The sequence below is a fragment of the Streptomyces sp. WAC 04229 genome (genome assembly GCF_003947455.1).
Lineage (GTDB): Bacteria > Actinomycetota > Actinomycetes > Streptomycetales > Streptomycetaceae > Streptomyces.
In genome coordinates, this window is record NZ_QHJH01000095.1 from 1 (window position 1) to 24,621 (window position 24,621).

Consider the following 24,621-nt stretch of genomic DNA (forward strand, 5'->3'; position numbering starts at 1 on the left):
GGTCGTCGGGAGCTTAGGAGGTGTATAGGAGACAGCTCCGCCGGACGGGCCCGGGCCGCGTCCGCCGGAGGGGGCGGGCCGGGCGGCGGGGCGGCCACCCCGGCGGCTCTCGATGAGGCCGACGGCACGCTCGGGCAGCCACGCCGACGCCGTACCGCTGTCGTCGGAGCCCGAGCCGAAGAGGTGCGGTGCGAGCTGGGCCTGGAGGTCGGCGGGGTTGGGGCGGCCGCCGGCCTCCATCTGCATACAGGACTCGATGAGCGGACGCAGCTCGTCCGGGAGTCCTTCGAGGTCGGGTCCCTCGCGCAGCAGCATGAAGACGGTCTCGACCGGGTTGGCCCCGTGGAAGGGCGGGTGCCCGGTGGCGGCGAAGACCAGCATCGAGCCGAGCGAGAACACGTCGCTGGCGCCGGTGACGCTGCGGGAGTCCTTCGCCTGCTCCGGGGACATGTAGGCGGGGGTGCCGACGGCGACGTTCGTCATGGTCAGACGGGTGTTCGAAACGCCGGACGCGATGCCGAAGTCGATCACGCGGGGGCCGTCCTCGACGACGAGGACGTTGGAGGGCTTCAGGTCGCGGTGGACCAGGCCCGCGCCGTGGATGGACTGGAGCGCCTCCGCGACGCCCGCCGCCAGCCAGCGCACCGCCTGGGCCGGGAGCGGCCCGCACTCGTTCACTATCTCCTCGAGGGAGGGCGCGGGGACGTAGGCGGTGGCCAGCCACGGCACCGCGGCGCGCGGGTCGGCGTCGACCACGGCCGCCGTGTAGAAACCGGAGACCGCGCGGGCCGCCTCCACCTCGCGCGTGAAGCGGACGCGGAAGAGCTGGTCCTCCGCCAGTTCCGTGCGCACCGTCTTGATCGCCACGCGCCGCCCGGACGCCGAGCGCGCGAGGAAGACCAGCCCCATGCCGCCGGCCCCGAGCCGGCCCAGCACCTCGAACGGCCCGATCCGCCGCGGATCGTGCTGCATCAGCTGATCCACCACTTGCCTGCCCACCTCCCCGTACGGGCCGCGCCACCCACTTATGTACGCGACCGAAGTGCAGCGTCTCACCACCGCACCCGCGTGGCGCCACGCACCCTGATTCTTCCTGTCCGAGGCGCTGGTGGCGAACCTGGGGACAATCGGGGTGTCTCACCACATCCCGGGCGCCGGGGCTCCGCTGCCCGGCCCCGGTTCAGCGCTGGAGCAGCGCGAACGACGCTCCCTGGCCGTCCGAGACCACCGCCGCCCTCCCGTACGACGTCTCGAAGGGCGGGACCCGCACCCGGCCGCCGAGCCGGGCCACCGTCCCGAGGGCGGCCTCGACGTCCCGGACCAGGAAGTGGACGAGGAAGTGCGGCGGCATCTCGGCGGGGAAGACGCCGGAGACCGGGGCGCGGCCGAAGTCGGGGTCGGCGTCCGGGCCGAAGAGGGCGTCGCGGAACAGGTCGCCGTAGAAGGCGTTCGCGGCGTCGGTGTCGCGGGCGTACAGCTCGGCCCAGGCGAAGGTGCCGGGCTCGTGCCGGCGCCCGAAGCCGGGGTGGCCGTCCGGCTCCCAGAGCGCGAATACGGCGCCCTCGGGATCGGCGGCGAGGGCGCTGGTGCCCAGGTCGCCGACCTCGTGGGGCGGGGTGACGACCTGGCCGCCGGCCTCCCGGATCCGCCCGGCGAGCGCGCGGGCGTCCGGGGTGTGGAAGTACACGGTCCACACGGTGGGCATCCGGCCGTCCGTCTTGCGGACCAGACCGGCGACCGGCTCACCGTCCAGGGACGCCCGCAGCGACTCCGTCGTCTCCTCGAAGGTCCAGCCGAACAGCTCGCCGTAGAAGCGTCTGCCCGCCTCGACGTCGGAGAGCTGGGCCTCCACCCAGCAGGGGGTGCCCTCCGGGCGGTCGGACGGACGGGCTGTCGCCCTCTTCTCGGATGCCCCGTTTTCAGCCATGCCGTCAACGTAGCCGCGTCGCCCGCGCCGCGCAGACCGGCGCACCAGCAACTCTCGGCTCAAAGGGCCTCTCGGGCCCTCGCACCCCATTTGCAGTCGGCCGAATCGCGCTCGGAACGCCCGTCGGTAAGCTGACGGCATGACAGGACAAGTGCGTACCGTCGACGGCCGCGTGGCCGGTCGACGTGGGCAGGCGACCCGGCAGAAACTGCTCGACTGCCTCAGCGAAATGCTCAGCTCCTCCCCCTATCGCGATGTCAAAGTCATCGATGTCGCCCGCAAGGCCGGCACCTCGCCCGCGACCTTCTACCAGTACTTCCCGGACGTCGAGGGCGCCGTACTGGAGATCGCCGACACCGTGGCCGCCGAGAGCGCGTCGCTGGCCGGCCTTACGGCGGGCCGTTCGTGGGTCGGCAAGGCCGGCTGGCACACGGCACAGGAACTCGTCGACGGATTCATGGAGTTCTGGCGGAAGAACGACGCGATTCTCCGCGTGATCGATCTCGGTGCGGCCGAAGGGGATAAACGTTTCTCCAAGATCCGTATGAAGATCCTCAACTCGGTGAACTCCTCCCTCGCGGAATCCGTCGCCGACCTCCAGGCCAAGGGCAAGGTCGACAAGGACGTGAACCCGGCCGCGATCGCGGGTTCCCTGGTCGTGATGCTCGCGGCCGTCGCCTCCCACCAGAAGGGTTTCTCCTCCTGGGGCGTCAAGCAGACCGAACTCAAGCCGAATCTGGCCCTGTTGATGTACCTGGGCGTCACCGGCAAGAAGCCCACGAAGTAAGACGAAGCAGTACTCCGGACAGTACGCCGGCACCAATCCCGTCAGCTCCACCGCTCCACCGTTTCGCCGCTCCACCCCTTCGCCGCGCCTCCGGCACCCCCTCACAGCCCCGCCCGCCGACGGCCCGCACGCCCGAACTCGGCGACCGTGTCCCGCGCCAGGCACCCTCCGCCCCCGGCCGCACCGACACGACGAACGACGCCTCGAAGTTCGGCCCCGCGACGGCCAGGATCGGGGAACAGCCCCGCACCCGGCCGGTGTTGTGCTCAACACCGACGCCCGTGACCGCTGGAGGAGACCAGGATGGCCCTGACCCGCGAAGAGCGTGAGAAGTTCCTGGCCGAACCGCACATCGCCGCGCTCGCGGTCGACGCGGAAGCCGGCCGCGCTCCACTGACCGTGCCGATCTGGTACCAGTACGAACCCGGCGGCGACGTGTGGATCATGACCGGCCTCGACAGCCGCAAGAACCAGCGGATCCGCGCCGCGGGCCGCTTCTCGCTGATGGTCGACCGGCTGGAGCCCACCATCCGGTACGTGTCCGTGGAGGGACCGGTGGTGGACACGGTCCCCGCCACCGAGGAGAACCTGCGGGAGATCTCCGCCCGCTACCTCCCCGCCGAGAAGGTCGACGGGTACGTCGCCTTCGCCACGGCGAACCACGGCGAGCAGGTCATCGTGCGGATGCGGCCCGAGCGCTGGGTCTCCTCCGACCTCGGCTCGGTGTGAAGAGCGTCCACGAGCTGCTGCGGTCGCTGCGGGTCTGGGACCCCGCGGTCACCGAGCTGCCGCCCTTCGACCCGTCCGGCGCCCCCGGCGACCCGGTGGACCTGTTCACGCGCTGGTTCGCGGAGGCGGTGGCCGCCGGCCAGACCGAGCCGCACACGGTGTCACTGGCGACGTCCGACGCCGACGGGCTGCCCGACGTACGCATCGTGATGCTGCACGGCGCGGACGCGGCCGGCTGGTCCTTCGCCACGCACGCCGACAGCCGCAAGGGCCGCCAGCTGGCCGCGCGCCCGTACGCCGCGCTCGCCTTCTACTGGCCGGTGCTGGGCCGCCAGGTGCGGGTGCGCGGCCCGGTCGCCGCGGCTCCGGCCGAGGAGGCGATGGCCGACCTGCACGCGCGGTCGACGGGCGCGCTGGCCGCGGCCCTCACCGGCAGGCAGAGCGCGGAGCTGGAATCGCCGGACGAACTGACCCGCGCCTCGGAGGCGGCCTGGCAGCGCGCCGCCCGCGAACCGACGGCACCCGCCCCGACCTGGACCCTGTACCGCCTTCGCCCGCACGAGGTGGAGTTCTTCCAGGGGGAGCCCCACAGACGCCACGTACGCCTCGCCTACCGGCGGACGGAGAACGAGGCCGGCTGGGATCAGCGGCTGCTGTGGCCGTGAGCGGGTGGCCTGGCCCGCCGTGAGCGGCGGGGATCCGGTAGGCCGTGGACACGGGACGCCGGGCCGCCACGGGCGCATGACGCCCCGGCGGCTGCGGGCGGGGAACACCCGAGCGGCCCCGGGCACGAGACGCGCCGGGCACCGGCCCCACGGGGGGCGGCGGCGCGCGGGTCGGCGCGTCCGGCGTCCGTCAGCGTGCCGCCGGTGCCGGCGGTTCCGCGTCCGTGGCGAGGCGGGCGTGGAGGTGTACGTCGCGGAAGCGGTCGTGGCGGCCGGTCTGGAACATGGCCTCGCGCAGCGTGCCCTCGCCCGGGTAGCCGCACTTCTCCGCGACGCGGCAGGAGGCGTCGTGGCCCACCGCGTGGCCCAGTTCCAGGCGGTGCAGGCCGAGTTCGGCGAAGGCCCAGCGCGAGGCGAGCAGCAGGGCGCGGCCTGCGACGCCCCGGCCGCGGGCCTCGGGGAGCACCCAGTAGCCGACCCGGGCCACCTTCATCGGGCGGCTGATCTCGTTGACGCCCATGTGCCCCAGCGTCGTCCCGCTCTCCGCGTCCGTGACGCGGAAGGACACGGATCTGCCGTCGGCCTCGTCCCGGGCCCGGGCGCGCAGCGACTCGCGGGCCCCCGCGAGGTCGGTCCACAATTTGAGCGGGGTGTTCCAGCGCTGGAACTCGGGGTCCAGGAAGCCGCGGAGCCACGCCTCCGCGTCGGCGTCGGAGTCCGGGTCCCAGGAGCGCAGGCGCAGACCGTGTCCACGGGGTTCGGTCGGGGAGGGGTCGAGGGCGTTCGTACGTGTGTGGGCCATCCGGCCATTGAAGCGGACCCGCGCCGGTCGTGACCGATCCGCAACCGATTCCGGTCTTGACCGAGACCCATCAACCCGGAGCGCGATTACGCTCGCCGCATGGCCGACTCCACAGCGTCCGCTGAACCACAGCCCGCACACCCCGCGGACCGCCCCGTGTACGTCATAGGCGCGGGCCCCGGCGGCCTCGCCGTCGCCCAGGCGCTGCGCGCCCGCGGCCTGCGGGCGGTGGTCCTGGAGCGTGCCGAGCACGTCGGCGACTCGTGGCGGCGCCACTACGACCGGCTGCGGCTGCACACCACCCGCCGGCTGTCCGCGCTGCCCGGCCTCGCGATGCCGCGCCGGTTCGGGCGGTGGGTGTCCCGCGACGACGTGGTGCGCTACCTGGAGAAGTACGTCGAGTACCACCAGCTGGAGATCGTCACCGGCGTCGAGGTCTTCCGCGTCGAGCGGGCGTCCGGCGGCGGCTGGCTGCTGCACGCCTCCGGCGGCCGCGAGCTGACCGGGGCCGCGGTCGTGGTCGCCACCGGGTTCAACCACACCCCGCGCGTGCCGGACTGGCCCGGCCGGGACACGTACACCGGCGAGCTCCGGCACGCCGCCGAGTACCGCGACGCGGCCCCGTACGCGGGCCGGGACGTCCTGGTCGTCGGGGTCGGCAACACCGGTGCCGAGATCGCCGTGGACCTGGTGGAGGGCGGCGCCTCCCGGGTCCGGCTCGCCGTGCGCACGGCGCCGCACATCGTCCGCCGCTCGACCGCCGGGTGGGCGGCGCAGTACACCGGCGTCCTGTGCCGGCGGCTGCCGGTCGCGCTGGTGGACCGGCTGGCCCGCCCGCTGGCCCGGATCAGCGTGCCCGACCTCTCGGCGCAGGGGCTGCCGAGACCCGGCACCGGGCTCTACAGCCGGGTGGCCGAGGGTGCCATCCCGGTGCAGGACGTGGGCCTGATCGACGCGGTGCGGAGCGGCCGGGTGGAGGTCGTCGCCGCGGTGGACGGCTTCGAGGACGGCAAGATCCTCCTGGCCGACGGCACCCGCCTCGCCCCGGACGCGGTGATCGCCGCCACGGGGTACCGGCGGGGCCTGGAGGGCCTGGTCGGCCACCTCGACGTCCTCGACGACCGCGGCAGACCGCGCACACGCGGCGCCGCCACCCCGTCCGACGCCCCCGGCCTCTACTTCACCGGCTTCACCAACCCCATCAGCGGCATGCTCCGCGAACTGGCGATCGACGCGGAACGGATCGCCAAGGCGGTGTCAAAGCGCGAGGCGGGCCGGGTGTCCCGGCTGCCCGGCTGAGGAGTGAGGGCCGCGCGGACGGCCGGCGTTCGCCGGCCTCCCCCGTTCTCCCCCGCCCCATGACCGCACCCGACGACCCGCTCAGACCCCCGCGGCCACCGCAGTCGGCCGGCGGCGGATCACCAGGGCCATCAGGGCCGCCGCCGCGCACAGCGCGCCCGAGGCGTACCAGACCACGTCGTAGGAGCCGAAGGTGTCGCGGGCCACGCCGCCGAGGAAGGCGACGAGGGCGGCGCCCACCTGGTGGGAGGCGAGCACCCAGCCGAAGACGATCGCGCTGTCCTCGCCGTAGTGCTCGCGGCACAGGGCGAGGGTGGGCGGGACGGTGGCGACCCAGTCGAGGCCGTAGAAGACGATGAAGAAGATCATCGGGGGGTGCACGGTCGGCGCCAGCAGGATCGGGAGGAAGAGGAGGGAGACGCCGCGCAGGGCGTAGTACACGGCGAGCAGACGGCGCGGCTCGAAGCGGTCGGTGAACCAGCCGGAGGCGATCGTGCCGACCACGTCGAACACCCCGATGACCGCGAGCAGCGAGGCGGCGGCCGTCAGCGGCATGCCGTGGTCGTGCGAGGCGGGCACGAAGTGGGTCTGGATCAGGCCGTTGGTGGAGGCGCCGCAGATCGCGAAGGTCCCGGCGAGGAGCCAGAAGGGGCCGGTGCGGACGGCGGAGAAGAGCACCGTGAGGGCACGGCGGGCGGCGCCGGGCACGGGCGCGGGCTTCTCGACGAACTGCTCGGCTCCGTACGGCTTCTGGCCGACGTCGGCCGGATGGTCGTGCAGGAGGAGCCAGACGAAGGGGATGACCGCGAGCGCGGCGAGGGCGACGGTGACGGCCGCCGGACGCCAGTCGTACGTCTCGACGATCCAGGACAGCAGCGGCAGGAAGATCAGCTGCCCGGAGGCGGAGGCGGCGGTGAGGACGCCGGTGACCAGCCCGCGCCGCTCGGTGAACCAGCGGTTGGTGACGGTGGCGGCGAAGGCCAGGGCCATCGAGCCGGAGCCGAGACCGACCAGCAGGCCCCAGCAGAGGACGAGCTGCCAGGCGGAGTCCATCCACACCGTCAGTCCGGAGCCGAGCGCGATCACGGCGAGGGCCACGGCGACCACCCGCCGGATGCCGAAGCGGTCCATGAGCGCGGCGGCGAACGGCGCGGTCAGCCCGTAGAGCGCGAGGTTGACGGAGACGGCGGCGCCGATCGTCCCGCGCGACCAGCCGCACTTGTGGTAAATCTTTGGGGCACTTGAGTCCGCGTGCATGAACAAGGGGGGCAGACAGATGGACGTCACCATCTACGTACGACTGAGCCTCGATCAGCATGGCGACGAGTTGGGCGTTCAGCGCCAGGAGGACGAGTGCCGGGCGTTCGCCGCAGCCCGTGGCTGGACCGTACGAGAGGTGATCTCGGACAACGACATCAGCGCCACCTCGGGCAAGGTGCGGCCAGGGTTCGAACGGCTGTTGGCGTCCAAGCCGGACGCGATTCTCTGTTGGCACACTGACCGGCTCGTGCGCAGGACGGAAGACCTGCTGCGAGTGATCGCACTCGGGGTCAACGTCCACGCCATCCACGCCGGACACCTCGACCTGTCGACTCCGGCCGGTAGGGCCACGGCCAAGACGGTCACGGCTTGGGCGGAGTACGAGGGTGAGCAGAAGGCGCTACGGCAGAAGGCGTCGAACCTCCAGGCGGCGAAGAACGGCAAGCCACACAAGGCGGGCTTGCGAACGTTCGGATACGAAGACGACTACGTGACCGTGGTCGATGCCGAGGCGGAGGCGATCCGCAAGGGTGCCGAGATGGTTCTCCAAGGCGAGACCCTGGCGGCTGTCGCTCGCTTCTGGACCGGCCTCGGTCTGCTCGCTCCCCGCTCGTCGTCCGGCAAGGCGAAGGGTGAGGCAGATGGCGAGGCGAAGGGGTGGGGCGTGGGCGGTGTGAAGAAGGTGCTCATCTCCCCTCGGTACATCGCTCAGGTCACCTACCGGGGCGAGGTGATGGGCGCGGGCAAGTGGCCCGCGATTCTTGATGATGCGACGCACTACGCCCTCGTGTCGGCACTGACGAACCCCAAGCGCTTCACGGGCGGTGCGCGTACGGGCTCGGCCCCTCAGACCCTGCTTGCCGGACTGGCCACGTGTGAGCGTTGCGGGGATACCGTGCGAGGCGGCATGTACCGAGGGACCCCGGTCTACCGCTGCGGACAAAAGCACGTACGCGTGCCCCGGGAACTGGCCGACAAGCGAGCGGGTAACGCCGTCCTGGCGCGGATCGTCTTCCCCGACTTCCTTCCCTGGGTCCTCGCTTCTCGGCAGGAGCAGGGAGACGACTCAGCCCACCTTCATCAGGAAGCGCAGACCCTGCGGGAACGGCTCGACGGGTTGGCTGTGTCCTACGCCTCCGGGTCCATCACCCTGTCCCAGATGACGGCCGGTACCGAGGCGATCCGGTCCAGGCTCGACGAGATCGACGAGAGGCTGTCCGGTATCACTGGCCTGCCCCCGATCGACCCCGTGTCGGGCATCGCTGGCCTGATTCAGGACTGGCCGAACACCCCACTCCCCGTCCGTCGAGCGTGGGTCAAATTCGTCACCACGATCACGATGCACCCGAACGGCTTCAAGAAGGCGGCGAAGATGACCGTGGACGACTACATGACCGTGGAGTGGAACCACACCGCCGACGACGAACAAGACGCGTAGCCTGCCTCACTCTCGTCTCCGCAGGCCCCCCTTGGACCACACCACCAGGAGGAACCAGTGTCATACCCGCAACTGCTGACCCCCGAGGGGAAACTCGCCGACGCGAAGAAGCTGTTGAGCCTCCCGCGTATCGTCGTGATCTGCGGCTCCACCCGCTTCAGGACCGAGATGACCGAGGCCGATCTGCGGGAGACCAAAGCCGGAAAGATCGTCGTCAAACCGGGCTTCGACATGAAGGCGCCGCACGGGCTTTGGTCCGATCCCGCCGAGGCCGAGGCGCTGAAGGTCCGGCTCGGCGAGCTGCACCGGGCGAAGATCCGGCTCGCCGACGAGGTACTCGTAGTCGGCGACCACATCGGAGACAGCACCCGAGCCGAAATCGCCTACGCCCGGTCGCTGGGCAAGCCCCTGCGGTTCACGCACCCCGAAGTCGAACCTGACGCCTGACCGCCCGCTGCCACCTCGACAACCAGGGCCGGCAGCCCGCCGCCCGACCGTCTCGCGGCGGCTTCGACCGACGCCCACTTCAAACCCTCCGCAGGCATCCCTTGGAATTGATCATCCAGAGGCCGTGGCTTCGTCATGCCGGATCAGAAAGGGGGCGGCTCTTGCCCCGCTTCTTGGAGCCGGTCGGTCAAGCGGTCGTAGTCGAAGTCCACCGGCAAGGGAGCTGCGTACGCGTCGCCGAACCAGCGTCGACGCTGGTCCTCTTGCTTGACCCTGCCAAGATCGACAAAGGACAAGGTGGGGGCCGGAGGCCCCCCAAGAGACCCAGCCCCTTCGTCTTCCTGCTGAGGGCCGCTCACGCGGCCCACCTTCGTCGGCTGCTTGCGCTCTTCGTCTTCGCCCTGTCGGCCCCCTACGGGGGCCGCTCTTCGCCTTCCGGCTTGCTCTTCGCCGCTGGCTCCTCGCTCTTACCGCCGTCGTTCTTGAAGGTATGTAGGTTGTATGGCTTCACAGCCATACCCGCCTGCTTCGGCAAAGTGAGTCGGTAGATCACCGGACCATCCGGCACCTTGCCGGTCTTCGTGAGCCAGCCAGCCTTACGGAGCCTGCCTACGATCTTGTTGACCGTCTGCTCTGGAGCCTTCCCGCCGTAGCCGAGTTCCCTGGCGATCGTGCCGTTCGACGGGCACACGTTCCCGCCCGTCTCGTAGTCCGCGTACAGCGCCATGGCGACGCCGACCAACTTCTCTGCGGGCTTCAAGTTCGAGCGCACCAGCGCACGACGCCATACGTGTTCCTGTATCGCGGGCTTCCCTTCTCCGAAGACTCACAAGGACCTCAAACTCTATAGGTCTCCAGAGACGAAAGCGCAGGTCATCGCGTGTGAGGCGCCTCCCAGACGGACCCCAGAACCGTGGCAGGATTTGAGCCGCCAAGACACGGCGGTCGAGCAAAGCCCTTCAGGGGGTCATGCCCCACCCCTTCGCCCTCGCCCTGCACGCCCGGCCGTGCGAGCCGCCACCCACCATGAACATGCGATCAACGGTGCAGTCCCCTGACCTGCACTGTCAGTTTTTCCACGGATGGACATGACGTCCATGTTCCGGACAGGCCATGACCATTGCGGCGACGTTCAAGGCGTCCCTCGGGCGTCATGTCGGCGCCACCCCGAAGGCGTCAAACCGGTGTCATTGAAGGTGTGGCGTGGCTACTTTCGGATCATGACGACTACGGCAGAGCGTGGGCGAATCCCCAACGACGTACTGACCTCCGTACGCAAGTCGATGAACCTCAGCCAAGACGAGTTCGCCCGGGGCTTACGTGACGCAGGCGAGGAGTTGGGGGAGCCGAACGACGCCTCCAAGCGACTCGTGCAACGCTGGGAGTCCGGGGAGACCAGGACATGCCGCCCGCTGTACGCGCGGGCACTGAAGCAGCTCACCGGCCGCACCCCCGAGTCACTGGGGTTCGCGATCCCGATGACACGCGTCCACTCGGACGGGGCAGGAGGCCACGACATGGAGGCTGGGAAAGTCGGCACCGCCGACGCTGCCACAAGCCCGGAGCCGGAGCCGCAGAGCGAGTACGCGGGCATCTGGCTGTCCCGGTACGAGTTCTACTCGTCCAGCCGTGACGAGACGTTCGACTGCAAGCACCACGTCGTGATCGTCCAGCACGGCAACCGGCTGACAGCCCAGAGCCTGCCCGGAGCGTCGACCAACCCGGACAGCCCGTTGTCCCTGGACCTCACCGTGGACCGGAACGTCGTCACCGGTACGTGGACCGAGCAGACGGCAGCCGACGGGTACTACCAGGGCGCCCGCTACCACGGTGCGATTCAGCTGCTCATCGAGCCGACAGGCCGACGCATGGCGGGCAAGTGGGTCGGGTTCGGCAAGGACTTCGACGTGAACACGGGCCCGTGGGAGCTGCGCCTGCTCGACCGATCGGCAGGCCGCGCGAGCATCGAGCGGTACTCGACCACACCGGAGTGAGGGATCGGGGCTCTCCCCTGTGGACCGCCCCGTACGGGTGCCTTGCCGCCCAATCCGCCCCGGCCGGTTGGAAACTGACAGAAAGCGCAAGACCCGCCTCAAGTTCCCCAAAGCATCACCACGCAAAGTCCTCGTGCAGCGGGTCGATGAGGATGCCGGGGAGGGAACGGAAGGCGGCGGCACCGATGATCGTCACGAACGTGACCGCGGCGACCCACCAGGCACGGTGGATGCGCGGGCGGCGGCGCGGCCCGGCGGGCTTCGGCCGGTGTACGGGTGCTGCTGCGGCGGCGTCGGTTGTCTGGGTCACGTCATTGAGCTTCGGGCACCGGAACCGTCCGAACGAGTGGCCCGAAGGTCAGCGTTCGCTAGGATCGGGCCATGACGCCCGACAGCCCGCCCCGCCCGCACCGTGTCGTCGTCCTGGCCCTGGACGGCCTGCTCCCCTTCGAGCTGGGCATCGCGCAGCGCATCTTCGGCCTCGCCCGCGACGAGCGGAAGCGCCCGCTGTACGAGGTGGTGACCTGCTCGGTCCGCCCGCCGGGCCCGGTCGAGACGGACGCCGACTTCGCGATCCTGGTCGAGAACGGCCCCGAGGCGCTGGCCACCGCGGACACCGTCGTCGTCCCCGCCTCCTACGAACTGGGCCCGGTCTACGAAGACGGGGTGCTGACCGGGGAGCTGGCCTCCGCGCTGGCGCTGATCCGGCCCGGCACCCGGCTCGTGGCGATCTGCACGGGCGGGTTCGTGCTGGCCGCCGCCGGGTACCTGGACGGCCGTCCCGCGACCACGCACTGGTCCTCCGCCGAGCACTTCCAGCGACTGTTCCCGCAGATCGACGTGGACGCCGACGTGCTGTTCGTCGACGACGGCGACGTGCTGACCTCGGCCGGAGTCGCGGCCGGCATCGACCTGTGCGTGCACATCGTGCGCCGGGACCACGGCACGGCGGTCGCCAACGATGTGGCCCGCCGCACCGTCGTGCCCCCGCACCGGGACGGCGGGCAGGCGCAGTACATCGACCGGCCGGTGCCCGATCCGCAGCAGTCCTCCACGACCGGTGCGCGCGCCTGGGCGCTCGGCCGCCTGGGCGAGCCGATCCAGTTGCGGGACATGGCCGCCCAGGAGTCGATGTCGGTACGCACCTTCACCCGCCGGTTCCGCGAGGAGGTCGGCGTCAGTCCGGGCCAGTGGCTCACCCGGCAGCGGGTGGAACGGGCCCGGCACCTGCTGGAGTCCACCGCCCTCTCCGTCGACCAGGTGGCCCGGGACTCGGGGTTCGGCACGGCCCAGTCGATGCGGCAGCACCTCCAGGCGGCACTGGGGGTCACGCCGACCGCATACCGGAGGACCTTCCGGGCGGAGTTGTCCACAGCCTGTGGAGAATGAGTGCCCGGGTGGCGGGCGTACGGAGATGTGCCGGCCGGCGGCGCGGCGCTGCCGCCCCGAGCGCGGCATCGCGCGCCACCACCCGACTCCGGCGCTCCCGCCCGGCTCCCGTCACCCCCGGGGGAACCGCCGCCGAATCACGACCCACACTCGTCGAGGGCCCCTCACCGGGCCCTCGTCGTCCCCTCGCGGCGAATCGTTGTCCACAAGCGTGAGGAAGCGGTCACGATCCGTCAACCAGCCTGGTCTGTTTCATCCCTTGCATCCATGTTCGTCGGGGACGCGCACGGAAGCACGCCCGGCGCACTGCCGCGTCACCGCCGGCCCTCAGACGACCTCGTACGCGTACCCCTCGTACGCCACCGCGCCCCCGCCGCTCCCGCACACCGGGGCGGCCTCCTCGCGTTCGGCGCAGCGGTCCAGTTCGCACCAGATGCGCTTGCCGGTTCCCTCCCGGCTCCAGCCCCAGCGGTCGGCGAGCCCGTCGACGAGGGCGAGGCCCCGGCCGCCCGTCGCCTCGTCGTCCACGCAACGGGGCACCGGGGCAAGGTCGCTGGCGTCATCCACCTCGAGACGGACGGTGGTCTCCCCGGGCTTGCCCGGCTCCCCCGGCTCCCCCGGCTCCCCCGGTTCCCCGGGCGCGGCCTCCGGCAGCACCAGCCGCAGCACGGCCGAACGGCCCGTGTGCACCACGGCGTTGGTGACCAGCTCGGAGACGAGCAGGACCAGCGTCTCGGCGAGTGACTCGTCGGCCCGTATCGCCGACCCGGCGAGCCGTGAGCGCGCCCACCGCCGGGCACGTCCCACTTCCGAGGGGTCGGGCCGGACCTCCAGCTGCACTTGAAGCATCTGCACCGCTCACACCATCCGAACCGGCGGACACAAAGGCTCGCGCCTCACGTGGGCCACGATCGTAGCCATTCTCAGCATGGCCAGATCAACGGCCGGGGACGGGATCACGGACCGTGATTCCGTTGTGGGACAGCATGGTTGACGTACAGTCACCCCAACAAGCGCTTCGGGCATATTCCAGCGCGAAGGAGTACCCGTGCGGCATACTGTGCGACGCGCATTCCGGGGAGTCGAACAGGCGGCGGCCGACCGCCTCTCCGCCCTGCGGGGCAAGGCGCGCACCGCCGGTTCCGGAGCCGCCCCTGGGGCTGCTCCGGCACGGCTGGCGCTCACGACCACTCGCATCCCACACAAGGTACCGGAGCGTGGCACCGACTCCGGTCCGTGACGGGTGACACGGTGGACACAACCCGGTATCAACGCTCAGTGACACCGCTCTGCCACGATCCGCGGCATCCGCCGCTTGCCGGGTACTTGCCCGGGTGCCTACTCGGGCACGGTGAAGTACTGCGCGAAGGCCGGGACGATCTCCGCCTCGCCCACCTTGTCGTCGCCGTCCGCGTCGAGACCGCCGGCGACCTCACGCGCGGTGTCCTCGGGCACGCCCAGCGCGGTGAGCAGGCGCGCGGTCTCCGCGACGGTGGCGGATCCGTCGCCGTCCGTGTCGGCGACGTACAGCGCGGCGTGCAGGAAGGGGCGGGCGATCTCCGCGAACCGCTCCGGCTTGTCCCGCAGGCGCTTGACCGCCCCGGTGACGAATTCCTCACGGGTGATGCGCTGGTCGCCGTCCCGGTCGGCGATGCCCGCGAGCCCCTGCCAGAGGGCCTCCGCGCCGCCGTAGAGGGCCTGGCCCTTGTCGGACCGGGCCGCGACGCCGAACTCGGCGAGCAGCGCCTTGGCCGCGCCGCTGAAGTCGGAACGGTCGATGTAGCCGTTGCCGTCCTGGTCGAAGATGCTGAACCGCGCGGCGATCCTGCGTTCGTACTCGCTGTTGACCATGGTTCTTCGGGCCGCCTCACGTCGGTGTCGGGTGCGTCTCGCCGGGAGCGTACGTCGCCGGGCGCCGCCGCGGGCACGACTTGCGCGGACAGGGGGGTGCGCGAACAGGGGCTACTCAGACAGGGGGGACAGGGGGCCGGCTACGCGGACAGGGGCCGCGGCTCGTCCCCGGTCGCCGAGGCGAGGTCGGGGTGGCAGTCGAAGAGCCGGCGCACTCCCAGCGCGCCGAGGACGCGGTTGACGTGGGAGCCGTCGGCGGCGCCTTGGGCCGGCAGTATCAGGCGCAGCCGGCCCTGGCAGGAGCGGATGAGCCGCCGGGAGGCGATGAGCACCCCGACGCCGCTGGAGTCGCAGAACAGGACCTCGGAAAGGTCCAGGACAAGGCTGTGCCGCCCCTCGGCGACCTCGTCGTGCACGCGCTGCCGCAGCACCGGTGACGTCACCAGGTCCAGTTCGCCCGACACCTGGAGCACGGCCCACTGACCCTGCTCGCCGCCGGTCACATTGAACGTCACCACCATGCCCTTCATCCGTCGGATCGTCTGTTTCACCCGAAACGGAAGCCATGCCTTCGCTTCTTGGCCGCGCGCCTGCCCAGCGGCCGTTCCCGCAAACACCTGCCCGGAAACGGCGCCCGATCAGAAGAGGCTTGTTTCCGCCTGTTTCGATCCTGTTCGATCTCATCCGGTCTTTCTCGATCGAACCTGGTCGCACTGTCGAGGGTAGTAGAACCCTTTATCACCCGTGGCGGGCCGGGGGCGCACATTGCCACAAAGGGGCGTGCGCTGTCGGACGTGCCGACTACATTCGTGAAGAGAACGGCCGCAGGCTGGACGGCGGAGGGAACAGGGGGTGGACGGCCGCATGGCGAAGAGGGACGTGCCGATGCGCTGGGACCGCAAGATGCAGCAGCGACTCGCCCGCGGCGAGGCCGCCGCCCTGGGCGAGCTGTACGACCGGTTCGCCTCGCTCGTGCACGGCCTGGCCCACCGCGTGCTCGACGACGAGCGGGCCGCCGACCGCATCACACGCGACGTCTTCGCCCACGTCTGGGAGCACCCCGACGCCTACGACCCCCGCCAGGGTCCGCTGCGCACCTGGGTCGCCACGCTGACCCACCGGTTCGCCGTCCAGCGGCTGCGGGCCACCGAGACGGCCGCCCTCGCCCGCGGAGGCCCGGGCACCGCCGAGGAGCTGGAGCTCAAGGTGCGCCACGCCTCGGTCGCCGCCCGCGCCGACTACATCGTCCAGTCCATGCCGGCCCCGCTGCGCGCCGCCCTGGAGCTGGCGTACTTCCAGCGCCGCGACTACCGCCAGACCGCCGCCGACCTCGGCGTCACGGAGGACGAGGCCCGCCGCCGCCTGCGCCTGGGCCTCCAGCTCCTGTCCACCGCCCGCGACGCGGCCACCGCCCCACAGCCGCCCGGGGCTCCGCCGGGATACGGGGGTGCGGCATGACGGCCCACGACGAGAACGACGAGGAGACCACCGCGGGCATGCCCGGCGGCCTCGGCGGCCTCGGCGGCCCCGCCGTCCCCGGTGGTGCTGCCGGAATCGGCGGGACCGGGGTGCCCGGTGGCTCCGGTGGCTCCGGTGAGGGGGACGGCGGTGGGCCGCGGATACCGTTGCCCCGGGTTTCCGTCGAGGACGGTGGCCGGGCGCTGCCCGACGTGGTGCCGGCCGTGCTGGAGCATCACGTGCTGACGTCACTGCTCGGGGCGTGGGCCCTGGCCGCCTGCTCCGCCGAGGAGGCGGCGGCCGTCGAGGAGCACATCGGGGACTGCCCCGCCTGCGCCGACGAGGCCCTGCGACTGCGCGAGGCCGTCACGCTGCTCCAGCGCCCCGAGAGCCTCGACCTGGACCCCGCCCTGCGCACCCGCGTCCTGGACGGCTGCCTGGAGCGGCGCCCGCCGCGCATCCCGGTGCCCGAGTGGGCCACCCCGTACGACGCCGAGACCGCACGGCTGGACGCGCTGCTCCAGGACATCGGGGACGCCGACTGGCACACGCCGGTCCGGCTGCGCTGGTTCGAGGACGACGGCCCCGCGAGCCGCCGCACCACGGTCGCCGGGGTCCTCGCCCACCTGCTGACGGTGGACGGCACGGTCGCCGTCGCCCTGGGCCTCGCCGACCCGATGGGCGACGTCACCGCGCCCAGCCGCGTGCCGGCAGCCCGCACCGAGGCGTACTGGCGGGCCTCGCACTACCCGCCCACCCGCCTGGTTCGGGCGCCCTGGCGGGAGCAGAGCCACGGCATCGTGCGGACCGCGTCGTTCACCGGGGACGCGGGCGGAATGCCGGTCTCGTACGGCGACTTCGAGCTGCCGCTGCGGGACGCGATGCTGGACCGGGCCTTCGAGTGCTGGGTCCACGCGGAGGACATCGCCGAGGCGGTGGACTATCCGTACGAGCCGCCCGCCGCGCGCCATCTCAACCGCATGATCGACCTCGCGGCCCGGATGCTTCCGGGTGCGCTGGCCGCCCGGCGCCGGGCCGGTCTGGCCACGCCCGGCGTCCGCCCGCACCTGGTCCCCGCGGGGGAGCCCGGGCGGAGCCTGCGGCTGGAGATCGAGGGTTCGGGCGGCGGTGAGTGGCTCATCCCGCTCGACTCCCCCGGCGCGGTGGGCTCCGCCGACCACGAGGTGGCTCATGTCGCCCTGGACGGTGTGGAGTTCTGCCGGCTGGCGGCGGGCCACGTGCCTCCGGCGGATGCGGCGGCCGGGCAGTTGGGGGATCGGGAGGCGATCAGGGACGTGCTGTTCGCCGCGGCGAGCCTGAGCAGGATGTAGGGGTGGGTCGCGAATTCGTCGGCGGGTGCGGGTGGTGGGTGGTTGCTCGCGCAGTTCCCGGCGCCCCTTGAGGTACGTGCGGTGTGCGCCCCTTCAGGGGCGCGGGGAACTGCGCGACCAGCCCCCACCGGGCCGCAGCCGCCCGCGAGAGGGAACCCCCGCCCCCGCTAGGCGAAAACGACCGTCCGGCGCCCGTTCAGCAGAATCCTCCGCTCCGCGTGCCACTTCACGGCCCGCGCCAGCGCCTGGCACTCCACGTCCCGGCCCACCGCGACCAGCTGGTCCGGCGTGACGTCGTGGCCGACCCGCTCGACCTCCTGCTCGATGATCGGACCCTCGTCGAGGTCGGCCGTCACATAGTGGGCGGTCGCGCCGATCAGCTTCACGCCCCGCGCGTGCGCCTGGTGGTACGGCTTCGCGCCCTTGAAGCTCGGCAGGAAGGAGTGGTGGATGTTGATGATCCGGCCGCTGAGCTGCTTGCACAGGTCGTCGGAGAGGACCTGCATGTAGCGGGCCAGCACGACGAGTTCGACGTTCTCCTCGCGCACGATCTCCAGAACCCGGGCCTCGGCCTCCGCCTTGGTGTCCTTCGTCACGGGAATGTGGTGGAAGGGGATGTCATAGGACCCCACCAGCTCCGCGAAATCGGTGTGATTGGACACCACCGCCGCGATCTCCACCGGCAGCGCCCCGATCCGGGCCCGGAACAGCAGGTCGTTCAGGCAGTGCCCGAACCTGCTGACCATGAGCACGATGCGCATCTTCTCGTCGGCCCGGTTGATCTGCCAGTCCATGTGGAAGGCGTCGCCGATCGCCGTGAAGCTGGCGCGCAGCTTGTCCACGGTCACCGGGGCGTCGGCCGAGAAGTGGACCCGCATGAAGAACAGACCCGTGTCGTGGTCGCCGAACTGCTGGCTGTCCTCGATGTTGCAGCCGGTCATGAACAGGTAGCTCGACACGGCGTGCACGATGCCCTGCTTGTCGGGGCAGGACAGGGTGAGGACGTACTGGTCGGCCGGTACGGAGGCCGAGGGCACGGCGGCGGAGGACTGCTCGTTCATGCAGGACAGGGTCCCATATCCGGCCCACCGGCCCGAGCGCCGTCCCGCCAGGCGGACCGCCCCGGACCCGCCCCGGACCCGCCTCAGACCGCCCGCGTCATGATCTGCAGCAGCTCCAGCGAGCGCGGCTCGGTCTCCGGGTCCTCGCCGTCGCTGGCGGCCAGCCGCACGTGCGCGTCGCGAGCGGCCCGTACGGCCTCCGGCCAGTCCGGGTGGTCGAGGTAGGCGTTCACCGCCGCGTCCGGTCCCACCTGGTGCATGATCCGCAGGACCCGCAGCACGGCGGTGTCCACGAGCGCCGCCTCCTGCGAGTCGCGGAAGACCGTGCCGACGTACTTCTCGGCGGACCAGTGGTCCAGCCAGGTGTCCTCCACCAGCCGGTACACCGCGTCCGTGACGTCGCCGTAGCCGTCGACCCCGGCCAGCCAGACGTCACGCTGGAAGGCGGGCGCGGAGAGCATGTGCAGCGCGGAGCGCACCTGACTGCGCCAGCGCCACCACGGCATGTCGTTGAGTGGCATGCCGCCCATGGTGGAGGAGCGACGGCCGCGACGGGAAGACTTCTCCGAACCTTGCACGGTCATCGATCGTACGTTCCTCTTCACGGGCGCCCCACCGGCCCCCGCAATTTCACCTCCGCGTCACCACGCGTTGACCCCAGGTCACTCCCGGGTTGGCCGCGTGAGGGAATCGTGCGGGTACATGACCGGCAGGCGACCCAACCGCAGCGCACACCCCGGCGGCCTCCGCCGCCGCTTCCGGGCCACCCGCCCCGGCGTCCTGTCCGCGGGCGCCCTGGTGGCGTGCGTGTCGCTCGCCGCCGGCTGCGGGGTCGTCCCCGGCACCACGGGGGGCGCCGGGCACGACCCGATCACCGTGATGACCTGGGCGCCGCAGGACACCGGCGCGACCAACAAACCCGGCATGCCCGCCCTCGCCCAGGCCTACGCCCGCTGGATCAACGACCGCGGCGGCCTCGACGGCCGCGAGCTCAACGTGCTCACCTGCAACGACCACAACGACGGCGTGACCGCCGCGAAGTGCGCGCGCCGCGCCGTCAAGGAGAACGCGGTCGCCGTCGTCGGCTCCTACAGCCAGCACGCCGACTCGTTCTTCCCCGTCCTCGAGGGCGCCGGCATCCCGTACATCGGCGGCTACGGCATCACGAACGCGGAGTTCACCAGTCCGCTGTCGTACCCGGTCAACGGAGGACAGCCCGCGCTGCTGGCCGGCCTCGGCAGCGCACTGGCCGGCCCCTGCGGACCGGTCACGCTGGTACGCCCCGACACGATCGCCGGCGACCAGCTGCCGGCGCTGCTCGACTCGGGCCTGACGTCGGGCGGACACGAGCGGGCCCAGGACCAGCGGGCGGCGGAGGACGCCACGGAGTACGACGGCCAGTCCCAGCAGGCGCTGGAGCGGACGGCCACCGGCTCCGCGGACCCGGGATGCGTGGTGCCCGTCCTCGGGGACCGCACCGGCACCTTCATGGACTCCTTCCGCCGGGCCCGCGAGGACCACCCCGGGGTACGCACCGCGACCGTGCTCGGCAGCGTCGACCAGAGCACGATCAACGCGAGCGGCGGGCCGTCCGGGCCCTACGAGGGGGCGTACGTCACCGGCTGGTACCCGTCGGTGAGCGACCCCGCCTGGAGCGGGATGAAGAAGGTGATCAAGGAGGAGGCGTTCGGCGACAACGACGTCGACGCCGCGGACGCCGGAGTGCAGACCACCTGGATCGCGTACACCGTGCTCAGCGAGATCGTCGCCTCGCTCGGCGACGGCGAAGTGAGCGCCGGCTCCGTCCGGCGCGCCCTCGACGGCGGGCTGAAGGTCGGCACGGGCGGGCTCACGCCGCCCCTCCAGTGGACCTTCGCCGACAAACTGGCCTCCGTCGGCTTCCCGCGCCTGGTCAACGCCGAGGTCACCCTCCAGGTGGTGCGGGAGGGCCGCCTGGTCTCGGCCCGCCAGGGCGCCGTGGACACCACCCGCGTCCTGCAGAACGCCGACGTGACCTGAGCGGACCGGGGGCCGGTCCGCCCGCCGGGTCACAGCTGGGTGGGCCCGCGCTCCGTCAGGCCGTACTGCTTCGCGATCTTGTTCCACAGCCCCGCGGCCGTGGCCTTCTCCTTGCTCGCCGTGCCGCTCTCCCGGTTTCCGGCCTGCGTGTGGCTGGTGGTGCGGGCCACGCCCTTCTTGCAGCCCTTCTTGCCGGCCGCCTGGTCGGCCCAGGCCGCGTAGTGGTTGTCGGCCGACGCCGAGGCCTGCCACGCCTTGTTGAGGGCGGTGGTCAGCTCGGCGTGCTGGGGCAGCTTGTCCACGGACAGCTTGGCGAGGCTCTCGACCAGTCCGGTGCGCTGCTTGGCGGCCTCGCGCAGGTCCTTGGCCGCCTGGGGCAGGTTGTCGCAGGACTTCACGTCGCCGACGGCGTTGATCACGGTGGTCCGGCCGGTGCCGCTCTCGGCGAGCAGCTTGTCCAGCTCCACGGCCTGCTGCCGGACCGGGTCGGCGGACGCCGGGGCGGAGGCCGACGCGGACTCGGAGGCCGGGGCCGTGGCGGAGACCGGCTGGTTCTCGCTCTTCTCGTCGTCGCCTCCCCCGCCGGCCATCATCGCTCCGGCGCCGACCCCGACTACGGCGATGGCCACGCCGACGGCCGCGATGAGCGGCAGCCGTGAGCGGCCGGCGCCGCCCCGGCCGCCGTCGTCGTTCCCGCGCCGCCTGCCACCGCCGCCGCCCGGTCCCTGGGGGGCGTACATCGGCTGGCCGGCCGCGTGGTGCGGCTGCGCCTCGTCGAAGCGGGGCATCTGCTGCGTGGCGGAGGCCGGGCCGTCGGCGCCGGGGGCGCTGCGGAAGAGGTTGTCGAACTCGGCGGGCGGCTGCCGGCCCTCGTCACCGCCGGGCGCGGCGCCATAGGGGGCACCGGCGGGGCCGCCGGGCACGGGCGCGATGTACTGCGTGGCCTGGGCGTCGGGGTGGGCGGCGGGAGCGGGCTGGTGTCCGGCCGAGGGCTGCTCGGGGTACTGCGGTGCGCGGCCGAGGAACTGCGTCGACTCGGCGTGCGCCTGCGTGGGTCTCTCCGGCGGCAGCGCCCCCGGACCCGCGGGCGGTATGTGCGGTATGTACTGCGTGGCGCCCTCGTCGGCGGACGCGGCGACCGGCGGTATGAACTGGGTCGCGCCCTCGTCGGCGGGCGGCAGCGGCGGGAACGGCTGGCCCTGGTGGGGCTGCGGCTGCGGTTCGGGCTGCTGGTGGGGCTGCGGCTGCGCGTACGGCGGCTGCGCGCCGTAGGACTGGCCGCCGTAGGACTGGTTCCCATAGGCCTGGTCGCCGTAGGCCCCGCCGGCGGCCGGGGTGCCGTACGCCGGGGGCTGCGCGCCCTCCGGGGGGAGCGGGCCGGGTCCCGCTCCGGTCGGGGGCGGCAGGGCTCCGTGCGTCTGCTGCTGCGCCGGTCCGGGCTGCGCGGGCGGCCAGGTGTGCGGCTCGGAGGGCTGCGCGGGCGGCTGGGGGGCCTGCTGCTCCGGGGCCCCCCAGGGCTGGGCGTCGGCCGGGGTGGACCAGCCCTGGCCGGAGTGCGGGCTCTGCTGCTCGGGGCCCCAGGGCCGGTCCCACGCCTGGCCGCCGGGTGGCGCCGAGGCCGGCACGGGGCCGCCGGCCGACGGGCCGACGGAGCCGCCGGTCATGCCGGGCAGCAAGGGCTCGCCACCGTCCGAGGGCAGCACGATGCCTTCGTGCGCTTGCCGCGCCGAGGGCTCCTCGCCCTGTCCACTCTGCGTCACCGGGACTCCTACGAATGGGGGACCTTCGGAATCGTCGGCTCACGCTACCGGGTCCCCCGAGCCCACTGCCACGCCGCATGGGGCGTCCACTCTTTCCCTGTGACGGCAGTAACAAAACCGGGCCGCGGCACGCTGTTCATGTTCTTCGCGATCACCACGCCGTGGTTTCACGCGTGTTCACGCGTCCGCGGCCCGTCCGTTCACGCGGCGGCCTGCAGATCCAGCCGCGCCCCGAACTCCCTGACCACGGCTTCCTCCCGGTAGGGCTCCAACCGGGCCTGGAAGTCCTCCAGGTACTCGGCGCCCCGGTTGGAGCGCAGGGTCCCCAGGATCTCCACGGCCTTCGTCGCGGTGTTGCAGGCCTGTTCGACCTCCCTCTGCTGCACCTGCGCCGTGGCCAAGAGCACATGTCCGATGGCCCGCCTGCGCGCCCGCGACTCGGGGTGGCCGTCCAGGGACTGCCGCGCGTACCGCGCCGCCGCGTCCGCCTGGCCGAGGTCCCGGTGACAGTGCGCCAACTCGTCGGCGAGGTACGCCTCGTCGAAGTGCCTGATCCACACCGGGTCGTCGCCGGAGGCCGGATCCGCCGCCTCCATCGCGCCGACCGCCCGCCCGGCCGCCTCGTGGGCCGACCGTACGTCGCCCAGGAGCGCGTGCCCGCGGGCCTCGGCGGCGTGGAACATCGACTCCGCGCGGGGCGTCACCCGGCCTCGCGCGCCCTCCTGCGCCGCCCGGGCCAACTGCGCGATCTCGCGCGGGTTTCCGAGCTGCGCGGCCAGGTGGCTCATGGACGCGGCCAGCACATAGCCGCCGTAGCCGCGGTCGCCGGCCGCCTGCGCGAGCCGCAGCGACTGGATGTAGTACCGCTGGGCGAGGCCCGGTTGGCCGGTGTCGACGGCCATGTATCCGGCCAGCTCGGTCAACCGGGCGACCGTGGCGAACAGTTCGCGCCCGACCGCCTCCCGGTAGGAGCCCGCCAGCAGCCCCGAGACCACGCTGTTCAGGTAGTGCACGAGCACCGGCCGGACGTGTCCGCTGCCGTACTGGTGGTCCAGGTCCGTCAGCGCCTGCGTCATCGCCCGCACGGCCGCCACGTCGGACGGCCCCACCCGCGGCCCGGCCGAGCGCGACACCTGCGAGTCGGGGGCGGAAATCAGCCAGTCCCGGCTGGGTTCGACGAGCGCGGAGGCGGCGACGGAGGAACCGGACAGGAAGTCCCGGCGCCCCACGTCGCTGCGCCACAGCTCGCAGACCTGCTCGATGGCTCCCAGTACCGTCGGCGAGAACTGGAGGCCGACGCCGGACGCGAGGTTCTTGCCGTTGGCCATGCCGATCTCGTCGATCGTGACCGTGCGGCCGAGCTTGCGGCCCAGCGCCTCGGCGATGATCGCCGGTGCCCGGCCCCGCGGTTGCTGTCCGCGCAGCCAGCGGGCCACCGAGGTCTTGTCGTACCGCAGGTCGAGACCGTGCTCGACCCCGCACACGTTGACCCGGCGGGCGAGGCCCGCGTTCGAGCAGCCCGCTTCCTGAATGAGCGCCTGCAGTCGTTCGTTCGGCTGCCGCGCGACGAGAGGCCTTGCGGCCATGGCGTAACCCCCATGCGGTCTCTTGCGGTGTCGATGCCGTCCCGGCGGATCGTGGGACGAAGCGGATCCGGCCGTGAAGATCAATGCCCAGTCGATGTGCCGACAATGCGAGACTTGCGAAGCTTGCAATGCTTACGAGGATTGCCGGGGTAACGGACGGTGCCGGCCCCAGACGTGGCTACCCAGCTCCCGCGGCGAATCCTCCTGCGCGCCCCCACGTATGCGCCCGTGCGCCCCGGATGCGGGATCGATGCCCCTCCCCCGCGCACTCGATCCCCGTAACCCGGGGTGGGCACGGGAGTTGTGTTCCACGTGGAAGAGACCATCCAGGCCGCCGAAGCCGTCCAGATCCCGCAGCAGCGCGGCACATCGCTGCTGGAGACCGCCGTTCGCTACGCCGAGGAGCGCCACTGGGACGTGTTTCCCGGTACCTGGCTGGTAGCCGCCGACGGGGTGCAGCGCTGCTCCTGCGGGGACCCGGCGTGCGCCGCCCCGGGCGCGCACCCGGCGCGCGAGGACTGGGCGGCACAGGCGACGGGCAGCGCGACCGTGGCCCGCCGGATGTGGCAGAAGCAGCCGATGGCGTCGATCCTGCTGCCCACGGGGCGCACGTTCGACGCGGTCGACGTGCCCGAGACCGCGGGGTTCCTGGCGCTGGCCCGGATGGAGCGGATGGAGCTGACGCTGGGGCCGGTGACGCTGACGCCGGACCGGCGGATGCGGTTCTTCGTCCTTCCGGGTGCGGGGGTGAAGGTGCCGGACCTCGTGCGGCGGCTGGGGTGGGCGCCCCGGGCCCTTGATCTGGGGGTGCGGGGGGA

24 protein-coding genes and 1 pseudogene are annotated in these 24,621 nt (G+C 72.1%); 12 read left to right on the top strand and 13 right to left on the bottom strand.

Going from position 1 to position 24,621, the window contains the following annotated elements; translation table 11 throughout:
• Positions 1-987 (bottom strand): serine/threonine-protein kinase (locus tag DMH12_RS23270; protein ID WP_148107539.1); only part of this gene is annotated, 987 nt, incomplete at its 3' end.
• Between the two features lie 193 nt (positions 988-1,180).
• A complete protein-coding gene (locus DMH12_RS23275; protein ID WP_125493426.1) occupies positions 1,181-1,927 on the bottom strand; it encodes a VOC family protein in 747 nt (248 codons plus the stop codon).
• Between the two features lie 151 nt (positions 1,928-2,078).
• On the opposite strand from DMH12_RS23275, the gene DMH12_RS23280 reads away from it, so the two are divergent.
• The 3 genes from DMH12_RS23280 to DMH12_RS23290 all read left to right on the top strand — a co-directional run bounded on the left by DMH12_RS23280 (position 2,079) and on the right by DMH12_RS23290 (position 4,108).
• Entirely contained in the window at positions 2,079-2,714 is a 636-nt protein-coding gene (locus tag DMH12_RS23280) for a TetR family transcriptional regulator (RefSeq protein WP_125493443.1), read from the top strand.
• A gap of 303 nt (positions 2,715-3,017) precedes the next feature.
• On the top strand, positions 3,018-3,443 hold the full coding sequence (locus tag DMH12_RS23285) for a pyridoxamine 5'-phosphate oxidase family protein (RefSeq protein WP_125493427.1): 426 nt from the start codon (positions 3,018-3,020) through the stop codon (positions 3,441-3,443).
• On the top strand, positions 3,440-4,108 hold the full coding sequence (locus DMH12_RS23290; RefSeq protein WP_125493428.1) for a pyridoxal 5'-phosphate synthase: 669 nt from the start codon (positions 3,440-3,442) through the stop codon (positions 4,106-4,108). The genes DMH12_RS23285 and DMH12_RS23290 overlap by 4 nt, the downstream gene beginning before the upstream one ends.
• 190 nt (positions 4,109-4,298) lie before the next feature.
• Here DMH12_RS23290 and DMH12_RS23295 read toward each other — a convergent pair whose 3' ends face one another.
• A complete protein-coding gene (locus DMH12_RS23295; RefSeq protein WP_125493429.1) occupies positions 4,299-4,910 on the bottom strand; it encodes a GNAT family N-acetyltransferase in 612 nt (203 codons plus the stop codon).
• Between the two features lie 99 nt (positions 4,911-5,009).
• Here DMH12_RS23295 and DMH12_RS23300 point away from each other — a divergent pair, with 99 nt between their 5' ends.
• On the top strand, positions 5,010-6,209 hold the full coding sequence (locus tag DMH12_RS23300; protein ID WP_125493430.1) for an NAD(P)/FAD-dependent oxidoreductase: 1,200 nt from the start codon (positions 5,010-5,012) through the stop codon (positions 6,207-6,209).
• 81 nt (positions 6,210-6,290) lie between these two features.
• Here the strand turns inward: DMH12_RS23300 and DMH12_RS23305 are convergent, their stop codons facing one another.
• Complete coding sequence (locus DMH12_RS23305; protein WP_260474316.1) at positions 6,291-7,466, bottom strand: MFS transporter; 1,176 nt, start codon at positions 7,464-7,466, stop codon at positions 6,291-6,293.
• Positions 7,467-7,485: 19 nt separating this feature from the next.
• On the opposite strand from DMH12_RS23305, the gene DMH12_RS23310 reads away from it, so the two are divergent.
• Positions 7,486-8,907, top strand: a complete 1,422-nt coding sequence (locus DMH12_RS23310) for a recombinase family protein (RefSeq protein ID WP_260474317.1) — start codon at positions 7,486-7,488, stop codon at positions 8,905-8,907.
• 57 nt (positions 8,908-8,964) lie between these two features.
• Positions 8,965-9,354: a hypothetical protein gene (locus DMH12_RS23315; RefSeq protein ID WP_125493432.1), complete on the top strand. Its 390-nt coding sequence runs from the start codon at positions 8,965-8,967 to the stop codon at positions 9,352-9,354.
• A 412-nt stretch (positions 9,355-9,766) separates the two neighbouring features.
• Here the strand turns inward: DMH12_RS23315 and DMH12_RS23320 are convergent, their stop codons facing one another.
• Positions 9,767-10,126: a helix-turn-helix domain-containing protein gene (locus DMH12_RS23320; protein ID WP_125493433.1), complete on the bottom strand. Its 360-nt coding sequence runs from the start codon at positions 10,124-10,126 to the stop codon at positions 9,767-9,769.
• 448 nt (positions 10,127-10,574) lie between these two features.
• Between DMH12_RS23320 and DMH12_RS23325 the strand changes: the two genes are divergently transcribed.
• Positions 10,575-11,348, top strand: coding sequence for a DNA-binding transcriptional regulator (locus tag DMH12_RS23325; RefSeq protein WP_125493434.1), 774 nt, complete (start codon positions 10,575-10,577; stop codon positions 11,346-11,348).
• Positions 11,349-11,466: 118 nt separating this feature from the next.
• Here the strand turns inward: DMH12_RS23325 and DMH12_RS23330 are convergent.
• Positions 11,467-11,658, bottom strand: a pseudogene (locus tag DMH12_RS23330) (MFS transporter); the annotation flags it as partial.
• Positions 11,659-11,729: 71 nt separating this feature from the next.
• Between DMH12_RS23330 and DMH12_RS23335 the strand changes: the two are divergent.
• Positions 11,730-12,737, top strand: coding sequence for a GlxA family transcriptional regulator (locus DMH12_RS23335; RefSeq protein ID WP_125493435.1), 1,008 nt, complete (start codon positions 11,730-11,732; stop codon positions 12,735-12,737).
• Positions 12,738-13,064: 327 nt separating this feature from the next.
• On the opposite strand, the gene DMH12_RS23340 is transcribed toward DMH12_RS23335, so the two are convergent.
• The 3 genes from DMH12_RS23340 to DMH12_RS23355 all read right to left on the bottom strand — a co-directional run bounded on the left by DMH12_RS23340 (position 13,065) and on the right by DMH12_RS23355 (position 15,109).
• Positions 13,065-13,577, bottom strand: coding sequence for an ATP-binding protein (locus DMH12_RS23340; RefSeq protein ID WP_185832489.1), 513 nt, complete (start codon positions 13,575-13,577; stop codon positions 13,065-13,067).
• 498 nt (positions 13,578-14,075) lie between these two features.
• On the bottom strand, positions 14,076-14,588 hold the full coding sequence (locus tag DMH12_RS23350; RefSeq protein WP_125493438.1) for an EF-hand domain-containing protein: 513 nt from the start codon (positions 14,586-14,588) through the stop codon (positions 14,076-14,078).
• Positions 14,589-14,728: 140 nt separating this feature from the next.
• Complete coding sequence (locus DMH12_RS23355; protein ID WP_122619774.1) at positions 14,729-15,109, bottom strand: STAS domain-containing protein; 381 nt, start codon at positions 15,107-15,109, stop codon at positions 14,729-14,731.
• Between the two features lie 343 nt (positions 15,110-15,452).
• On the opposite strand from DMH12_RS23355, the gene DMH12_RS23360 reads away from it, so the two are divergent.
• Positions 15,453-16,046: a sigma-70 family RNA polymerase sigma factor gene (locus DMH12_RS23360; RefSeq protein ID WP_122619773.1), complete on the top strand. Its 594-nt coding sequence runs from the start codon at positions 15,453-15,455 to the stop codon at positions 16,044-16,046.
• Positions 16,043-17,377, top strand: a complete 1,335-nt coding sequence (locus tag DMH12_RS23365; RefSeq protein ID WP_260474318.1) for a maleylpyruvate isomerase N-terminal domain-containing protein — start codon at positions 16,043-16,045, stop codon at positions 17,375-17,377. Before DMH12_RS23360 ends, DMH12_RS23365 begins: the two co-directional genes overlap by 4 nt.
• A 167-nt stretch (positions 17,378-17,544) precedes the next feature.
• Here DMH12_RS23365 and purU read toward each other — a convergent pair whose 3' ends face one another.
• Entirely contained in the window at positions 17,545-18,438 is an 894-nt protein-coding gene (gene purU / locus DMH12_RS23370; protein ID WP_125493439.1) for a formyltetrahydrofolate deformylase, read from the bottom strand.
• Between the two features lie 83 nt (positions 18,439-18,521).
• Entirely contained in the window at positions 18,522-19,022 is a 501-nt protein-coding gene (locus tag DMH12_RS23375; RefSeq protein ID WP_125493440.1) for an SCO4402 family protein, read from the bottom strand.
• 118 nt (positions 19,023-19,140) lie between these two features.
• Here DMH12_RS23375 and DMH12_RS23380 point away from each other — a divergent pair, with 118 nt between their 5' ends.
• Positions 19,141-20,457, top strand: coding sequence for an ABC transporter substrate-binding protein (locus tag DMH12_RS23380; protein WP_125493441.1), 1,317 nt, complete (start codon positions 19,141-19,143; stop codon positions 20,455-20,457).
• A gap of 29 nt (positions 20,458-20,486) precedes the next feature.
• Here DMH12_RS23380 and DMH12_RS23385 read toward each other — a convergent pair whose 3' ends face one another.
• Together DMH12_RS23385 and DMH12_RS23390 are read right to left on the bottom strand one after the other, a co-directional pair.
• The gene (locus DMH12_RS23385) at positions 20,487-22,217 is read right to left on the bottom strand and encodes a hypothetical protein (RefSeq protein ID WP_260474319.1); all 1,731 of its coding nucleotides are present in this window, start codon (positions 22,215-22,217) and stop codon (positions 20,487-20,489) included.
• A 200-nt stretch (positions 22,218-22,417) separates the two neighbouring features.
• A complete protein-coding gene (locus DMH12_RS23390; RefSeq protein ID WP_125493442.1) occupies positions 22,418-23,803 on the bottom strand; it encodes a transcriptional regulator in 1,386 nt (461 codons plus the stop codon).
• 312 nt (positions 23,804-24,115) lie between these two features.
• Here DMH12_RS23390 and DMH12_RS23395 point away from each other — a divergent pair.
• On the top strand, positions 24,116-24,621 hold a 506-nt coding region (locus tag DMH12_RS23395), incomplete at its 3' end, for a bifunctional DNA primase/polymerase (RefSeq protein ID WP_148107540.1).

What these genes read in the sequence shown, in the direction of transcription:
- DMH12_RS23275 (WP_125493426.1), bottom strand. Translation starts at nt 1,927, where the DNA reads ATGGCTGAAAACGGGGCATCCGAGAAGAGGGCGACAGCCCGTCCGTCC.
- DMH12_RS23285 (WP_125493427.1), top strand. Translation starts at nt 3,018, where the DNA reads ATGGCCCTGACCCGCGAAGAGCGTGAGAAGTTCCTGGCCGAACCGCAC.
- DMH12_RS23295 (WP_125493429.1), bottom strand. Translation starts at nt 4,910, where the DNA reads ATGGCCCACACACGTACGAACGCCCTCGACCCCTCCCCGACCGAACCC.
- DMH12_RS23300 (WP_125493430.1), top strand. Translation starts at nt 5,010, where the DNA reads ATGGCCGACTCCACAGCGTCCGCTGAACCACAGCCCGCACACCCCGCG.
- DMH12_RS23305 (WP_260474316.1), bottom strand. Translation starts at nt 7,466, where the DNA reads ATGCACGCGGACTCAAGTGCCCCAAAGATTTACCACAAGTGCGGCTGG.
- DMH12_RS23310 (WP_260474317.1), top strand. Translation starts at nt 7,486, where the DNA reads ATGGACGTCACCATCTACGTACGACTGAGCCTCGATCAGCATGGCGAC.
- DMH12_RS23325 (WP_125493434.1), top strand. Translation starts at nt 10,575, where the DNA reads ATGACGACTACGGCAGAGCGTGGGCGAATCCCCAACGACGTACTGACC.
- DMH12_RS23335 (WP_125493435.1), top strand. Translation starts at nt 11,730, where the DNA reads ATGACGCCCGACAGCCCGCCCCGCCCGCACCGTGTCGTCGTCCTGGCC.
- DMH12_RS23350 (WP_125493438.1), bottom strand. Translation starts at nt 14,588, where the DNA reads ATGGTCAACAGCGAGTACGAACGCAGGATCGCCGCGCGGTTCAGCATC.
- DMH12_RS23355 (WP_122619774.1), bottom strand. Translation starts at nt 15,109, where the DNA reads ATGGTGGTGACGTTCAATGTGACCGGCGGCGAGCAGGGTCAGTGGGCC.
- DMH12_RS23360 (WP_122619773.1), top strand. Translation starts at nt 15,453, where the DNA reads ATGGCGAAGAGGGACGTGCCGATGCGCTGGGACCGCAAGATGCAGCAG.
- DMH12_RS23365 (WP_260474318.1), top strand. Translation starts at nt 16,043, where the DNA reads ATGACGGCCCACGACGAGAACGACGAGGAGACCACCGCGGGCATGCCC.
- purU (WP_125493439.1), bottom strand. Translation starts at nt 18,438, where the DNA reads ATGAACGAGCAGTCCTCCGCCGCCGTGCCCTCGGCCTCCGTACCGGCC.
- DMH12_RS23375 (WP_125493440.1), bottom strand. Translation starts at nt 19,022, where the DNA reads ATGACCGTGCAAGGTTCGGAGAAGTCTTCCCGTCGCGGCCGTCGCTCC.
- DMH12_RS23380 (WP_125493441.1), top strand. Translation starts at nt 19,141, where the DNA reads ATGACCGGCAGGCGACCCAACCGCAGCGCACACCCCGGCGGCCTCCGC.
- DMH12_RS23390 (WP_125493442.1), bottom strand. Translation starts at nt 23,803, where the DNA reads ATGGCCGCAAGGCCTCTCGTCGCGCGGCAGCCGAACGAACGACTGCAG.